The 16784-nt window shown below is 44.9% G+C and carries 13 protein-coding genes; 7 read left to right on the top strand and 6 right to left on the bottom strand.

Annotated features, from left to right (window positions below):
- Positions 1-8: 8 nt before the first annotated feature.
- The 4 genes from CI959_RS18440 to gadC form a co-directional block, all read right to left on the bottom strand.
- Entirely contained in the window at positions 9-1775 is a 1767-nt protein-coding gene (locus CI959_RS18440) for a glycosyltransferase family 39 protein (protein WP_057316971.1), read from the bottom strand.
- Positions 1776-1873: 98 nt separating this feature from the next.
- Positions 1874-3430: a DUF4435 domain-containing protein gene (locus CI959_RS18435; protein ID WP_005857298.1), complete on the bottom strand. Its 1557-nt coding sequence runs from the start codon at positions 3428-3430 to the stop codon at positions 1874-1876.
- A gap of 138 nt (positions 3431-3568) precedes the next feature.
- Positions 3569-3781, bottom strand: a complete 213-nt coding sequence (locus CI959_RS18430; protein WP_005857296.1) for a hypothetical protein — start codon at positions 3779-3781, stop codon at positions 3569-3571.
- 160 nt (positions 3782-3941) lie between these two features.
- On the bottom strand, positions 3942-5429 hold the full coding sequence (gadC, locus tag CI959_RS18425) for a putative glutamine/gamma-aminobutyrate antiporter GadC (RefSeq protein WP_005857294.1): 1488 nt from the start codon (positions 5427-5429) through the stop codon (positions 3942-3944).
- Positions 5430-5626: 197 nt separating this feature from the next.
- On the opposite strand from gadC, the gene CI959_RS18420 reads away from it, so the two are divergent.
- The 6 genes from CI959_RS18420 to nhaA all read left to right on the top strand — a co-directional run bounded on the left by CI959_RS18420 (position 5627) and on the right by nhaA (position 12997).
- Entirely contained in the window at positions 5627-6373 is a 747-nt protein-coding gene (locus CI959_RS18420) for a potassium channel family protein (protein ID WP_005857292.1), read from the top strand.
- A gap of 156 nt (positions 6374-6529) precedes the next feature.
- Positions 6530-9385 carry an excinuclease ABC subunit UvrA gene (uvrA, locus tag CI959_RS18415; RefSeq protein WP_005857289.1) on the top strand — a complete coding sequence of 952 codons (2856 nt, stop codon included), beginning with the start codon at positions 6530-6532 and terminating at the stop codon, positions 9383-9385.
- Positions 9382-9603, top strand: coding sequence for a hypothetical protein (locus CI959_RS18410; protein WP_005857287.1), 222 nt, complete (start codon positions 9382-9384; stop codon positions 9601-9603). Before uvrA ends, CI959_RS18410 begins: the two co-directional genes overlap by 4 nt.
- Positions 9604-9606: 3 nt before the next feature.
- Positions 9607-10206, top strand: a complete 600-nt coding sequence (locus CI959_RS18405; protein WP_005857285.1) for a YigZ family protein — start codon at positions 9607-9609, stop codon at positions 10204-10206.
- 107 nt (positions 10207-10313) lie between these two features.
- The gene (locus tag CI959_RS18400) at positions 10314-11522 is read left to right on the top strand and encodes a cation:proton antiporter (protein WP_057316972.1); all 1209 of its coding nucleotides are present in this window, start codon (positions 10314-10316) and stop codon (positions 11520-11522) included.
- Between the two features lie 113 nt (positions 11523-11635).
- Positions 11636-12997 carry a Na+/H+ antiporter NhaA gene (nhaA, locus tag CI959_RS18395; protein ID WP_005857282.1) on the top strand — a complete coding sequence of 454 codons (1362 nt, stop codon included), beginning with the start codon at positions 11636-11638 and terminating at the stop codon, positions 12995-12997.
- 112 nt (positions 12998-13109) lie between these two features.
- On the opposite strand, the gene CI959_RS18390 is transcribed toward nhaA, so the two are convergent.
- Positions 13110-13361, bottom strand: a complete 252-nt coding sequence (locus tag CI959_RS18390) for a GlsB/YeaQ/YmgE family stress response membrane protein (protein WP_005857281.1) — start codon at positions 13359-13361, stop codon at positions 13110-13112.
- A 97-nt stretch (positions 13362-13458) separates the two neighbouring features.
- Entirely contained in the window at positions 13459-15225 is a 1767-nt protein-coding gene (locus CI959_RS18385) for an alpha-glucosidase (protein ID WP_009275111.1), read from the bottom strand.
- A gap of 105 nt (positions 15226-15330) precedes the next feature.
- Here CI959_RS18385 and CI959_RS18380 point away from each other — a divergent pair, with 105 nt between their 5' ends.
- Entirely contained in the window at positions 15331-16779 is a 1449-nt protein-coding gene (locus tag CI959_RS18380) for an alpha-amylase (protein ID WP_005857277.1), read from the top strand.
- Positions 16780-16784 lie beyond the last annotated feature (5 nt).

Below are 16784 nucleotides of genomic sequence, written 5' to 3'. Positions count from 1 at the left end.
TTACATTTCTATTTCAACTCGAACTCGCTAAGTACAATTTTTTGTTTTAGCTCGCTGAACGTTTGATCGGACTTAGTCAGTGTACGGAAGGTATATTTATTCCCGTATGTGGAAAGTACCTTTTCCATCTCATTTTCTCCGATCAGGAAATAACCTTTGGCGGGTGTTTCTTTATCGAAGTCATGGAAGATATTTCCCATATAGAAGTTTAACCCGTACAGATTCCGATAAATCCGAAGGTTATTTACGACATATACATTCTTTTTATTCAATGGATATTCTTTCAGGATACGTTCAGCGAAAATGCGGCAAGAATCCCCTTCACGAATACCTCTCATAATGACACCGTCGATTAATAAATTAATCGAGAATGTTAAGGCTATCGTAGCGTAGAGAATCTTGATATTTATTTTCTTGAACATCTGGTAATAGACCGTTCCTAATATCAATAGATTTATGAAGATAATACAGATCGTAAGCGTGCTGGGATGAACCAATACTTTTGATACCATTCGTACCATGTCCAAGGTCGATGCGTTTTGTGTATATTGACCGACGATACCAACAGGATCAATAATACCGAATACCGTAAGCAAGATCGCTATCATGACGACACTTACTACGGAAGCTAAAAAGGCAGCGAATACCCGAGTTACTTTCGTACGGTATTCTGTAATATATAAGGCATACTGAGCCAAGAACAAGGCAATGAACGGATAAGCCGGCATTAAATATACGCTTCGTTTACTGGAAGGGATCGAATAGAAGAAAAGGATGCCGATTAAAGCAACCAAACTAAATAAACGAACTTTTTCCATGGAGCGGATACGTTTCCACGTATTCTTTAAGATCTCTTTAATAGGTTGCTCAGGCTTGCTAAGTTTCAGCCCGAATAAAGAGAAGAAAAAGAAAATAGTCCAAGGTATAAAGCCTGCCGCCAACGTCATGAAATTGTACCAAACACCATTCTCATGCCCCAGATCATAGGAAATTTCAGGAGTGTTTAGGTGTAAGAAACGAGCGAAATTCTCCGCTAATACGACATTAAGGAACTCATCTCCCCCCTGCTTCCATGCGGCGGTATACCACAACATCGGTAGGAATAAAGAGGAAATTCCCGCATATAATAAAGTCTTGAATATGGTGAGATAACTGTATTGACCTAACATTAATAGATAAATGCCGAATACGAATAGGGGCAATACTACGCCTACCGGTCCTTTGGTCAGAACGGCGCATCCTAATAATAAAGGTATGAATATGGGAAGTCCTTTCAGCTCTAATTTATCTTCCCATCGATATAGCTGGAAAAGCCCTATGACGATGAAAGTAGTGAGCAACATATCCACCCGAGTCGTCATGGCCGCCCGATGTATCTCTACGCAGGTGACCAATAGGAGGGTCGCTATGAATGCCTCCTGAAACTTTACGATTCGTTTACCGAAAAAGACCAATACGAACCCGATCAAGGTAATAAAGGCTAAAGCCGATGGCAAGCGGGAGGTGAACTCGGAAACATATCCCTGTGGATAGGAGAAAGCAGCCATTAACCAATGCGCCATCGGTGGCTTAAAAGCGAACTCGTTGGCGTAGGATTGTGGCAAGACCCAATTGCCCGTCTCGAGCATGGAGATCGCTACGGCCGCTTCCCGGGGTTCCCCTTTGGTGGAGAAGTCGCCGAGGCCGATCCAAGGTAACACAGATATAATACAGATTACTACCATCATGGTTACCGGCTTTTGCAAGTAAAGATATTGAAGTGTAGGTGTACGCATATGACAATTAATATATAGGGCTTTGGCCCATTAATGTTATAAAACAGTTTGCAAAAGAACAATTTTTTATGGACTTTCCCCGCATTTTTAGAAACTTTTTATGTGCCCAATGAATGTTTGATAGCCTTTCGTATCGCTTCCGCATCCTCCTTGTTTTCCTTTAATATGGAGAGAATCAGGTTTAAATAACTCTCTTTGTTACTGATACCGCAGATCGCGCATAGGCGGCTCTGTGGTAACATCCCTTTTTGATTATAAACACGGAGGATGCTTTTGTAGTTCTCCGTTTCTATATAAGACTCGAACTCTTCTTTTATGTTTTTGTATATTTCTTCCACATGGATGTTCAGACGGATACTCTCTACATGTTCGGTTAATTGCTCCACCGTCGTTATCTTGCGATCAACGGTAGTCTCCAGTTTTTTACGGACTTGATGTTTGGCATGAAGGATTACTTGCGAGTCCAGTTCTTTTTGGAAAAGACGTACTACGTTTTCTTTCACTTGCTTGAAAACATCGTCCGGATCTTTCATCAACCGTTTGGCGACCGTCTTGATCACATCCTCTATCATCAATAGGTTCTCCACTTCCGCTACGTCCGGTACATAAATATGTTGTTCCCGTAGATAGTTTATTTCTCCTTGTGTACGCCTATCACGATCTACGATACCTTTGCTATCTAATGTATGGAAGTCTTTCAGTTGGCCGAACGCTTTGGTTGTCTCGATTACTTTTTGGCAACCACCCATCGGTTTCACCAAATAATCGGGGAATATGAAGGGGTAAAGCTTACTGTCGATACTGTTCGTGTCGGTCCCTTCGATAAACAAGATCGGTTTCCGGCTGCCAAGTATTTCCATATATACTTCTTCCGGGAAACTTTCATTACTCTCGATCAACTCGTAATCCCATACGGAATGATCCGCGTCGTAAGAACGAATCCAGATCCGTTTGCTGTCGGAGCGGGAGGTGGCGAAATCAATGTCATGTGTGAGATAAACAAACGTACAGTCCGGACGTATCGCCTCAATCTCGTCCCAAAGCTGGTTCTTTATGGAGTTGTGGAGAAGGGTTTCCGGCTCTTCGATCACGAGCAAGGCGTTCGGGCATGCGCATAATGCGGCCCCAATCAAGTAGAACACCAGTTTCTCGCTATCGCTCATGCGTCCGGCGGTGTAGGAATTTGAATCACGCCCCGTGGATACAAGCTCGATAAATCCCGACTTTCGTATCAGACGATTATGCGGAAACATCTTTTCCCAGATCGCTTGTATAATATCTATCTTGGTGATCGGAGGATCTACTTCGTTATTAGTCTTGCAGGCTTCCTTGAAATTGACTGCCGCCTCGAACTCCTCGCTCTGGAGTTGCAAAATCAGTTTCTCGTATTCAGAAATACGTGGCATGAACAGTCGTTCTTTGATCATAGACTGTAAACGTGCGAATTCATTGGAGGCCGATAATTTAGATTCGTCATCGCTGATGAATAAGGCATGTATACCGGATATTCTTTTCGCTTGACCCGCATATCTCTCCAATAAATCTCTGCCAAAAGAGCTTTTTCCCGCACCGTTCGCTCCGATCACGACTAATATCTTCGTGTCTAGCATGATGGGATGTGTCACATTAACTTTCGTTGGGAGTGTTAGTTCCATACATGTTATTGATTAGGTTTTCAAAGATAAGCTTTTTCTTTGAAAGTTCGCACGAGACCTAAAAAATAAAGTGCCTTTTCCGAAACATCCTTAAAGACGGGAAAGGCACTTTTATTAAAACCTTAGCAGAGTTTTTTCTTATTTGCTCTTCTCCAAGATAACGCGAGCGAGGCGAGCTTGTATTTGCATTAATGTATTAACATCCTCGTTCTCGAAATTGATGTCAGCTACTTTTAAACTTCTTTTGGAAACTACCGGAGCCGATTTAGCAGCCATTAATTCTTGTACTAATTCATCTACTTGCTCTTTGATTTTCTCTGCCTTTTTTGAATAATCTACTGTACGTGCCATAGTTCTTTTGATATTTTATTTTATGAATACTATCGCAAAGATAATTACATTTTTATAATACACATAATAAAACGTAAATATTCTGTGCTATTTTTACGAAAAAGTCCGAGCTACAATATTTTCGCAGCCCGGACTAGGTTATTATCGAGATGAATGTGTGTTATGCTTTTGTCGTATTCGTCTCGGATACGTCATTTTTTACTTCCCAATGGAACGGTTCGAATTCAGTGTTCGGATCTACCCAAGATGCTTTCTTAGACGCATAGATAATAAACGGTGCCGCAACGACAACAATTACACCGATGAAGAGAACGGCGAACCAAACCGTATTATTTCCTGTAGAAATCTGGCTAGGAGGAATGAAACTTAATACGAACGCTAATAAGGAACCACAGAATCCTAAACCTCCGATCAACCACATCAAGCCATTGCCACCTTTTCCGATACGGAAAGGACGACCTGCCTTTTTCATCTTATAACGTAATGCGATCGCTCCGGAGAACATCAACATATACATTATTAAATATAAGATCACCGTAAGCTGTGATAAGATCTGATAAAAGCTTTGTACGGATGGCATTACCACGAATAATAAGCTAAGAAGTGTAACAGCCGCTCCTTGGATATAAAGGATGTTTTTCTGTACGCCGATCTTATTGGTCTTCTGGAAGAACGGGGGCAGATAACCTGCTTTACCAACTGCGAATATACCTTTGGAAGGACCAGCGACCCATGTCAATACTCCTGCTAATACGCCAAATGCCAAAGCGATAGCGATAATTGGGGATAACCATGAGGCATGAATGTACTTGAAGTAATTGTCGAATCCCACTAATAAACTTTGCGTAAGATTGATGTCTTTCTCTGGGATAATAATACCCAACGCAAAAGTTCCTAGTACGAAGATTACAACGGTGATCAAGGCACCGATAAATACAGCTTTCGGATAGTTTTTAGAAGGATTGTCAACGTCTTTCACGTGAATACCGCCCATTTCCATACCTGCGTAAAAAAGGAAGATACTTGCGGCTAAGACTAAGTTGTCGAATTTACTGAAGTCGGGGAAGAAGTTACTGTGGAAATCCATATTGGAATGCCCGCCAGTCGCTAGGTATACGATACCTAAAATGATGAGTAACGCCGCTGGTATGATAGTACCTACCATACCTCCGATTTTCGCTACTTTTCCAACCCAACTCAATCCCTTTAGTGAGATAAATGTAGCCAGCCAATAAATAATTAACACGATCGCTAATGTGTAGTATTTGTTATTCGCCAGCAGCATATCTTCGGGATGATCCATACCGATGAAGGCGATGGATACGGCTCCAAAAGTTAATACTGTCGGATACCAGATCGTACTTTCAATCCATTGAACCCAGATAGCCAGAAAGCCTAGACGTTTTCCATAGGCCTCACCTACCCAACGGAATACACCACCTTGTTTGTCTTGGAACATTGCCGCTAATTCCGCTGCCACCAAAGAGGTCGGGATTAAGAATACGATTGCCGCGAATAAGTAATAGAAAGCCGAACTTAGTCCGTATACGGCTTCTGCTGGCAGTCCGCGTAAAGATACTACTGCCGTCACGTTCATGATTGCTAGGGTAAACACACCTAGCTTTACTGTCTTGTTGATATTTGCCATAGATTTATGTTTTAAAAATGAGAATTACTTCTCTCGTTTAAGTCTGAGTTTATAACAGCGAATCAAAGAAGATGTTTTGTTTTTGCTACGTAAAACTTGGTTAATTAACACATTTCGCTGTTTAAACAAATGGTATATGAGGTTTGTTGTCATAAACCAAAATGAAAAGGATTATAATTAAATAAATAGTAACGCTTATGAAAATGGCCGTATTTGATTTCGCATTGAGAAAGAAGGGAGTATATGGTGTGTTACATATCATTATACTATTGTTGTCGCTGTTCTTGGTTATCAGTATCTCCATCGATACATTTAAGAATATTCCCTTTTACACGCAAACTTCTTATAAGAAGATTCAATTATGGATCTGTTTGTTTTTTCTTTTCGATTTTGTTTTGGAATTTTTCCTGTCGAAAGATAAATTACGTTATTTGCGAACGCACTTTATTTTCTTGCTCGTAGCGATCCCTTACCAAAATATAATAGAATATTATCATATTATCACCTCACCCGAGCTTAGTTATTTCTTACGTTTCGTTCCTTTGGTACGGGGTGGGTATGCGTTGGCGATCGTGGTGGGATGGTTGTCGTACAATAAGGCGTCGGGCTTGTTTGTCTCTTACTTGACGATGTTGCTGGCCACGGTTTATTTCTCAAGTCTTATATTTTTTGTCTTGGAGCACAAGGTGAACCCGTTGGTGGCTAATTATGGGGACGCTCTATGGTGGGCGTTTATGGATGTGACAACGGTTGGCTCTAACATATCCGCTATTACGGTTACGGGGCGAGTCCTTTCGGTCGTATTGGCTGCTTTGGGCATGATGATGTTTCCAATATTTACGGTATATGTGACAAGCCTTGTCCAAAAAAGTAACGAGGAGAAAAAAAGGTTTTATGAGAACATGCAGGCTCCTTCTCCCCAGCCAGAGGTGAAGGATAAATAGAAACTCTAGTTCCTACAGTGGATACTGCGAGGTCTTCCCGTAGGGAACAAACAGGCTGGAGGAAGTGGCGGAGATTACACTATGATTTGCTGGAAAGTTTGATTGGCTTCTGTTTTTTTCGTATCTTTACGGCCCCTAAAACCAGATAGGTAAAAGATGATAAAAGATAAGCAGGCATTGGAAGGCGGGCGCATATCCATACTTGGCGCACGTGTTCATAATCTGAAGAATATAGATGTAGAGATTCCGAGGAATAAGTTGACGGTGATTACCGGCATGAGTGGTAGCGGCAAGTCATCATTGGCGTTCGATACGATTTTCGCTGAGGGACAAAGGCGGTATGTGGAGACATTCTCGGCTTACGCCCGGAATTTCTTAGGGAATATGGAGAGACCCGATGTGGATAAGATAACGGGTCTGAGTCCGGTTATCTCCATTGAGCAAAAGACAACCAATAAGAATCCTCGTTCCACCGTCGGTACGACTACCGAGATCTATGACTTTTTCCGTTTGCTTTACGCTAGGGCGGGAGAGGCCTATTCCTATTTGAGCGGGGAGAAGATGGTGAAATATACCGAGGATCAAGTCTTACGGCTGATCTTGGATGAGTACAACGGGAAAAAAACGTATCTCTTGGCTCCGTTGGTCCGTAATCGTAAGGGGCACTATAAGGAACTTTTCGAGCAGATACGTAAAAAAGGATATCTGAACGTCCGTGTCGATGGCGAGTTGAAAGAGATCTTCCATGGGATGAAGCTGGATCGTTATAAGATGCACAGCATCGAGGTGGTGATCGATAAGATGATTGTCTCCGAGGCAGACGAGCGTCGTTTGAAAGAGAGCTTGAAGATCGCCATGAAGCAAGGCGATGGCCTTGTGCTGATACTGGATGCCGAGACTAACGAGGTTCGCCATTATAGTCGTCGTTTGATGGACCCGGTGACCGGATTGTCTTACAGTGAGCCGGCTCCGCATAATTTCTCGTTCAACTCCCCTCAAGGAGCGTGTCCGAAATGTAAAGGCTTAGGACAGGTCAATTTGTTGGATATGGACAAGATCGTTCCCGATCCATCCTTAAGTATATATAGCGGTGGCATCGTCGCTTTGGGTAAATATAAGAATTCGTTGATATTCTGGCAGATTGAGGCGCTTTGCCAAAAGCATGGCGTGACGATCAAGACGCCTATACGGGATATTCCCGAGGAGGCGATGGACGAGATCATGAACGGTACGGACGAGCGGTTGCAGATCAAGAATGACTCGTTAGGATCGTCTAACTATTTTTTGTCGTATGAGGGAGTCGCCAAGTATATCTTGATGCAACAGGAGAGCGAGGCATCCGCCTCGGCGCAGAAATGGGCGGGACAATTCATCAAGATGGCCACTTGTCCGGAATGTAACGGCTGGCGATTGAATAAGGAGGCGTTGAGCTACCGGATAGCGGGAAAGAATATCGCCGAGTTGTCGGCCATGGATATCTCGGAATTATACGAGTGGCTGGAGGGTATCGAGGAGAAGCTGGACCCGAAACAGCTTCGGATCGCTACGGAGATATTGAAGGAGATACGCTCCCGCCTGCGCTTCTTGCTGGATGTGGGATTGGATTATCTTTCCATGAACCGGGGTTCCGCTACCTTGTCTGGCGGTGAGAGCCAGCGTATCCGTTTGGCTACCCAGATCGGAAGTCAATTGGTGAACGTACTTTATATATTGGATGAGCCGAGTATCGGTTTACACCAACGGGACAACGTCCGTTTGATTAATTCCCTGAAACAATTGCGTGATACGGGAAACTCCGTGATCGTCGTGGAGCATGATAAGGATATGATGCTGAGTGCCGATTACGTGGTGGATATGGGGCCTAAAGCGGGCCGTCTGGGTGGTGAGGTCGTCTTTGAGGGAACGCCCAAGGAGATGTTGCGTGTAGATACCTTGACCTCTTCCTATCTGAATGGAAACACGGAGATAGCCGTTCCTGCCGAGCGTCGGAAAGGCAACGGGCAGTTTATTACGATCAAGGGAGCCAGTGGCAATAACCTGAAGCATGTGGACGTGTCTTTTCCCTTGGGTACGCTTATTTGCGTCACGGGTGTGTCGGGTAGCGGAAAGTCTACCTTGATAAATCGCACGCTGCAACCGATCTTGAGCCAGCATTTCTATCACTCGCTGGAAGACCCCTTGGCATACGACGTCATCGAGGGAATCGAGCATGTAGATAAGATCGTGAATGTGGATCAATCTCCGATCGGTCGTTCCCCCCGGAGCAACCCGGCTACCTATACGGGGGTATTCTCGGATATCCGGAATCTGTTCGTGGAACTTCCGGAATCGAAGGTGAGAGGGTATAAACCGGGACGTTTCTCTTTTAACGTATCGGGCGGACGGTGCGAGACCTGTAAGGGAAATGGCTATAAGACGATCGAGATGAATTTCCTACCGGACGTGCTGGTGCCTTGCGAGGATTGTCACGGCAAGCGATATAACCGGGAAACCCTAGAGGTTCGTTTTCGTGGGAAATCAATTGCGGATATCTTGGATATGACGATTAATATGGCAGTGGAGTTCTTCGAGAATATCCCGACGATCTTATCCAAGATCAAGGTCCTGCAAGATGTAGGTCTGGGATATATCAAGTTGGGGCAACCCTCTACTACCTTATCCGGTGGCGAGAGCCAACGTGTCAAGCTGGCTACCGAGCTGGCGAAGCGGGATACGGGAAAGACGCTTTATGTATTGGATGAACCTACCACCGGTCTGCACTTCGAGGATATCCGGGTCTTGCTGGGGGTATTGAACAAGTTGGTGGATAAAGGCAACACGATCATCGTTATCGAACATAACCTCGATGTTATCAAGAGCGCCGATTACTTGATCGATATGGGTCCCGAGGGCGGTCGTCGTGGAGGCAATGTCCTTTTTACCGGAACTCCGGAAGCTTTAGCAAAGAGTGGCGTCGGGTTTACGGCTCCGTTCTTGAAAGAAGAGTTAGATATAGCAAATAAGAAAAAATGAAGAATCCTATACAAATGATCAAGCAGTGCGTGGAGAAGGAGGAACCTTACTTCGTGCTGAGAGGGCAGGACGTATGTGCGTTGGCTGCCATAGAGACCTATTATGAGGAGGTGAGGAATAAGGTGAAAGATCCTTATTTCATCGAGGAGATCGAAGAGATCATGAAAGATTTCCGGGCGTACCGGGAGGAAGTGTCTAACACTAAAATACCGGATTGATTTATGGCAGACGACAGTTACAAGACCATCAAGCAAGTAGCCGAGGGATATTATACCGAGAAGCGCAGCCGCTTTATCTCGTATGCTATCCCCGTGCGTACGGTAGAAGAGGTGAAGGAGCAACTGGAGAAATACCGTAAACAATATTATGATGCCCGCCATGTATGCTGGGCGTATATGTTAGGTCCAGAGCGGCAGACGTTCCGGGCCAACGATGACGGGGAGCCTTCTTCCACGGCCGGGAAACCGATCCTCGGACAGATCAACTCGAATGAGCTGACCGATTTATTGATTGTCGTAGTACGTTACTTTGGTGGAATCGAGTTAGGAACCAGCGGGCTGATCGTCGCTTATCGCACGGCCGCCGCCGAGGCTATCGCCGCCGCAGAGATCGAGGAACGTACGGTAGACGAGGACATCACGGTCGTTTTCGAATACCCATACCTGAACGGGATCATGCGTATCGTAAAAGAGGATAACCCCGCTATCATCTCACAGAAGTTCGAGATGGATTGCGAGATGACGCTTCGTATCCGTAAAGGGGAGGCCGAACGCCTCAAGAATCGCTTGTTAAAGGTTGAGACCGCTTATCTAAAAGAGTAGCAAGCGATCAACTAATTCAATTTTCAATTGTTTTTTGTAGAGACAAGGCTCATGAGGAACCCTGCCCCTGCATTTTATTGTGTAAATATTAATATAGTTTTATCTGAATGAAAAAAGTTCTTTTATTCTCTTTTTTTCTAGTGTTGGGTTTGGTCGTGTCGCAAATGCTTCCCGCTATGGTGGGGGAACAGTATTCGCTGGTAAAGACGATCTCTAATACATTTTTGTTTATTTGCCTTGCGTTTATCATGATTAATGTGGGGCGTGAGTTCGAGATTGATAAGACCCGGTGGAGGTCTTATACCGAAGATTATTTCATAGCGATGGCTACGGCTGCGTTTCCGTGGATATTCGTGGCTTTATATTATATGTTTGTCTTGCTTCCGGGCGATTTATGGGGAAGTTGGGACGCTTGGAAGGAGAACCTGTTGCTAAGCCGGTTCGCCGCGCCTACCTCGGCGGGTATCTTGTTTACGATGTTGGCCGCCGCCGGGCTAAAAGCCTCTTGGGTGTATAAGAAGGTACAGGTATTGGCGATCTTCGACGACTTGGATACGATCCTGTTGATGATCCCGTTGCAAATCATGATGATCGGCTTGCGCTGGCAATTGGGAGTCATTATTCTGGTTGTGGTATTGCTCTTGATTCTGGGTTGGAAGAAAATGGGATATTATAATGTACGTCAAGACTGGAAAGCCATCTTGTTCTATGCTGTCGTGACGTTTGGTATCACGCAAGTGATTTATCTGGTATCGAAACATATGTACGGGGAGGAGGCTAGCATCCATATCGAGGTACTTTTACCTGCGTTTGTCGTAGGTATGATCATGCGGCATAAGCATATCGATACCAAGATCGAGCATCAAGTGTCCGATTTTATCTCTTATCTCTTTATGTTCCTTGTCGGAGTGAGCATGCCGGTGTTTATGGGCGTGGATTTCGCTCAGCAAGCGGCGGAAGTAACTACGGTGACAGGTTCCCAGCCGATGATGTCATGGTCAATGATCGCTTTACACGTCGTAATCGTCTCATTCTTATCCAATATCGGTAAACTATTTCCTTTGTTTTTCTACCGTGACCGGATGAAACGGGAGCGTTTGGCGCTGTCTATCGGTATGTTTACCCGTGGAGAGGTAGGAGCCGGCGTTATTTTCATAGCCTTGGGATATGGATTAGGTGGCCCTATGTTGATAATTTCTGTGTTAACTATTGTGTTTAATTTAATTTTAACTGGTATCTTTGTCATCTGGGTAGAGAAACTCACACGCAGCGCTTATAACCTGGAGCAAGCAGGAAAAGCCAAAGCTGTCAATTAATAGAAAAAACACTTGAAGGTATTTCAAGATGATATCCCGTTTCCCTCTTGGGAGGGAAAGGGAATAGTCATAGTACGATCAATTGTTGAAGACCTTCATCTAACTTATTATTTATGGACCGTACGATTAATGTTATCCTTAAACCGTTGCGTCGCTTCGCTATACAGAAGCCGAACGCTAGTCTTTTATTGTTTGCCGCTACCATCGTTGCTATGGTCTTGGCCAATTCGCCTTGGGCAGATAGGTATCACCAGTTATTAGCTTTTCCAATCGATCTGCAAGCCGGGCAGTTTAACTTCTTTGCGCATCATGGCGAGACTATGTCTATGCTGGCTTTCGTGAACGACGCCCTTATGGCGGTTTTCTTTTTCGTGATCGGTCTGGAGATCAAGCAAGAGGTATTGATCGGTGAGTTGAGTTCCGTGCGGAAGGCGCTATTGCCTATTATCGCCGCCTGTGGTGGAATGATCGTGCCGGTCTTATTTTATATGTTAGTATGTAATACGCCTCCCGAGGTAAACGGGGCGGCTATTCCGATGGCTACGGATATCGCTTTCGCCTTGGCCGTATTGGGCTTGTTGGGGAAGCGGGTGCCGTTGAGCATGCGTATCTTCTTGACCGCCTTGGCTGTGGTGGATGATATTGGAGGTATCATAATTATCGCCCTGTTTTATAGCGGGCATATCGCTTTCGAGCCTTTGTTGATATCCCTGATAGTCCTCGCTTTGTTGTATGTGGGAGGAAAGTTCCGGGTACACAACCGATTGTTTTTCTATATCGGTGGCTTTATCGTTTGGTTGCTATTTCTGGAGTCAGGAATCCATCCGACAATCGCCGGCGTGTTGATCGCCTTTACGGTTCCTGCCCGTCCGGTTGTTAAGCTAGATGATTTCACGTGTGATATGACCGGGTATTTGAATATGCTGGACTATACCGAGGTTCGTCAGTCCCGTAAAGCGGAAGTGCTTACGCCTACACAAATTCAGGTATTGAATAACATCCATACGTTGGCGGATAAAACGATCAGTCCGTTGCAGACCATCGCTGATAAGTTGCATCCTTTGGTAAACTATGTGATACTTCCTTTATTCGCTTTCGTGAATGCCGGTGTGACATTCGGGGATATCCAACCCCAGACATTAGTTAATGTTCCGTTGGCAGTGTTCGTGGGCCTATTTGTAGGAAAGACATTAGGTATATTCTCTTTCTCTTACTTGTTCGCGTGTACGCCATTTGCCTCCATGCCTACAGGCATGAGCAAGCGTAATTTATTTGGAGTATCCATGTTGGGAGGAATCGGTTTCACGGTCGCTTTGTTTATAGCGAATCTTTCCTTTGACGGCAGTACGGCGGCGGGTGCCGATCTCTTGAATCAGGCGAAGCTGGGTGTATTCACGGGATCGTTTATATCCGGTCTTTGCGGTTATCTGGTATTGAAATGGGTTTTACCTAAAGAAAAAGTGGAAACGATCTAAATAAAAAGGCAGTCCGGCAAGGACTGCCTTTTACATTATATTATGCCGTAACTAAAGTTTCGTGAGATCTTGTTGCCATGTAATATATGATTTGATAATTGAGCACGCCTTCTTAAACCTCTTTGGATTTGTTGAATAGCGAGCCGATCCATAATAACAAAATAGCTCCGACCGTAGAGGTTATCAAGCTTCCTAAGATACCACCGGCCGATATGCCTAGTAAGCTGAATACCCAGCCACCCAATACACCTCCAATAATACCTAGGATCAAATTAACAATGACCCCGAAACCTCCTCCACGCATAATCTTACCAGCCAGATAGCCGGCAACGATACCGATGATAATAGACCAAATAAATCCCATAACGAATAGTTTTATATTTTATTTAAAAGTTCTGATGCTTTGTATTTAAACACATCCGAAAAGTCTTTGGTTGCGCTTTGTATCTCTTTTTAACGAATCATTCCAAAAGATCTAGCGAATCTATGAAGGATTCATAGACGGGATGGTTCAATTGAAAGACAATCGCTTCGAAAGGACGGAGCGTGATATCTTTTTGAGGCGCCATATGACTTCGGTCCCCGTAATTGTCCAATAGGACGTGTGCGTTACTCATATCTATCCCCGGAGTGGAGATTGCCGCCTTGGGGGAGAAATTGAGCATAATCAGATAAGTGTCGGCCCCAGTCTTGCGTAAAAAGGTATAGGATTGGGGATTCTCCGCATCCAGCAAATGATAACTGCCATAAATCAAACTCGGATTCTCCTTACGGAAACTGACTACTTTCTTAAAATAATTAAGTATGGAGGTCGGATCTTTTTCTTCGTCCGCTACGTTTATCCAAGTATAATCCGGATTTACCTTTAACCAAGGGGTTCCTGCCGTAAATCCCGTTTCCGGCGAGCGATCCCATTGGAAAGGAGTGCGGGCGTTGTCTCGTCCGGTCTCTTTCTGTTCGTCCAATACCGCCTGCGGATCTTTACCCTCTGCTTTCGCTTTCTTATAGCGGTTGATCGTATCGATATCGTTATAATCCTCGATACGGTCGAACCGAATGTTACGCATACCTATCTCGTCCCCGGCGAACCAATAAGGCGTTCCTCTCATCGTAAGCAGAAAAGTAATAAGCATCTTAGCGGACAAGGCCCTGAACTCATCCTTATCGCTACCAAAGCGACTGACCATACGGGGCTGGTCATGATTACCCAAGTAGATCGAGGGCCAACCCTTATCTACCGCCTTATCCCATTCCGTAAACATCTTCTTTAGGGCGATCAAGCTATAGTCTATACCGGATTCCGGATTGTCCGGTAGGGTTGTATTCCGGATACGGGCGGCGTCGAAATGATAAAGCATATTCAACTCTTCCCGGGCCGGATCGACAAATTTAGCGACATCATCTACCATCACGGCCGAACCTTCTCCAACACTCATACAATCGTATTTGCTTAATACCTGCCGATTCATCTCGTGAAGATAGAGGTGTAGGCGAGGCTCTTTGGCATAGAAAGAAAAGATATCCGGATATTTCTTGGAATCTATGAGAGGGAATGAGGGATCTTTGGCGATAAGAGAGATAGAATCCATGCGAAAACCGTCTATCCCTTTATCGAACCAGAAGCGCATCATATCGAAAATCTCTTGGCGTACCTCCGGGTTCTCCCAATTTAAGTCGGGTTGTTTCCGGGAGAAATAATGCAGGTAATACGAGTCGGTTGACTTGTTATACATCCAAGCGTTGCCTTCCTCGTCGAAATAGCTGAGGCGCAAGGGAGGCTCACCTTTCTCGGCCGGCCACCAATGGTAATAATTATAATAGGGATTATGTCTGGATTTACGGGCTTCCTCGAACCAAGGATGCTCGTCGCTGGTATGGTTTACTACCAAGTCCAGTACCAGTCGCATCTCCCGTTTATGAATCTCTTTCAGGAGGCGGTCGAAATCTTCCATCGTACCGAATTCCCGCATGATTTCCCGATAGTCGCTGATGTCGTAGCCATTATCATCGTTGGGAGAGAGAAAGATCGGGTTTAACCAGATGATATCCACACCCAAGCTTTGTATATAATCCAAGCGGGAGGTAATACCGTTTAAGTCACCGATTCCGTCGCCATCGCTGTCTTGAAAGCTACGGGGATAGATTTGATATATAATCGCTTCTTTCCACCAAGTCTTTTGAATGTCCTCTTGACCGGACGTACTCTCTGTAACATGCTTTGAATCCATCTTATTATTCTTTAGTTTTTTACTATAACAAAAGGAGGTGGTGGTTAGTTTCAGCAACTTATGACGCTTGAGAAGTGTTGTTTTATCAACAAATAGAAGAAACATATGGAAAATGGAGTAATGATGCAGTATTTCGAATGGAATCTGCCGAACGATGGAATGCTGTGGAAACGGCTGAAGGATGATGCCTCGCATTTACATGAGATCGGGATCAGCGCCGTATGGATTCCACCCGCTTACAAAGGCCATGAGCAAGCGGACGAGGGGTATGGAACCTATGATCTATATGATTTGGGGGAGTTTGACCAAAAAGGGACCATACGCACCAAGTATGGAACTAAACAGGAACTTCAAGAAATGATCGAGGAACTTCACCGGAACCAGATTGGCGTATATCTGGATGCCGTGATGAACCATAAGGCGGGAGCCGATTATACCGAGTGGTTTATGGCGCAAGAGGTAGATCCTGGGCAACGGGAAAACGCTACCAGCGAACCCCATGAGATAGAGGGCTGGACCGGCTTCGACTTCCCGGGGCGTGGCAATATGTATTCTAATTTTAAATGGCATTGGTTTCATTTCTCCGGGACGGACTATGATGTATCCCGCAAGAAGGAAGGTATATTCCAGATTCTGGGAGAGGGAAAACATTGGAGTGAGGGAGTCGATGATGAGAATGGAAATTACGACTATCTCATGTTCGCCGATCTGGATTTCGATAACCCCGAAGTCGTGCGTGAGATGCAGGACTGGGGGATCTGGGTATCGAACGAACTAAACTTGGACGGTATGCGCCTTGATGCGATCAAGCATATGAACGACCAGTTTATCAAGCATTTTCTGGAGGCGGTGAGAGCGGATCGGGGAGAGGGTTTCTACGCTGTCGGGGAATATTGGAAAAACGATACCGAATCGTTGGAGGCTTACCTGTCGCAAGTAGAATATAACGTGGATTTGTTTGACGTAGCCTTACATTATAACTTGAATGAGGCTTCCGAGAAAGGTCGTGACTATGATTTACGCGATCTATTAAAAGGGACCTTGGTCGAGATATGCCCGGATCAAGCCGTCACCTTCGTGGATAACCATGATTCCCAGAAAAACAGTTCTTTGGAGTCGCAGGTGAAGGATTGGTTCAAACCTTCCGCCTACGGTTTGATCCTGTTGATGAAGAAGGGGTATCCGTGTATCTTTTATGGGGATTATTATGGCGTAAAAGGGAAGAAATCTCCCCATCGTAAGGTATTGGATATGCTATTGCGTGCCCGGAAAGAATATGCGTACGGGGAAGAGGTGGATTATTTTGATCATCCGAACACGATCGGCTTCGTACGCTTGGGAGATTCGGGACATGCTGATTCGGGCTTGGCGTTGGTTATCTCGAACGGGGAAGATGGAGAGAAAACAATGTCTGTGGGGGAGAACCGGAAAGGCGAGGTATGGCATGAGATCACAGGCTCGGTAAAAGATACCGTGGCGATTGATGAGGAAGGGAAAGGCCGTTTCCTTGTCAAGGGAGGCAAATTGGCTGTTTGGGTCAAGGTCAAGGCTTAACGGAT

It is taken from the genome of Parabacteroides sp. AT13 (genome assembly GCF_002272965.1).
Lineage (GTDB): Bacteria > Bacteroidota > Bacteroidia > Bacteroidales > Tannerellaceae > Parabacteroides > Parabacteroides distasonis.
Note: the sequence above shows the minus strand (reverse complement) of the source record. Positions and strands in the feature narration are given on the sequence as shown.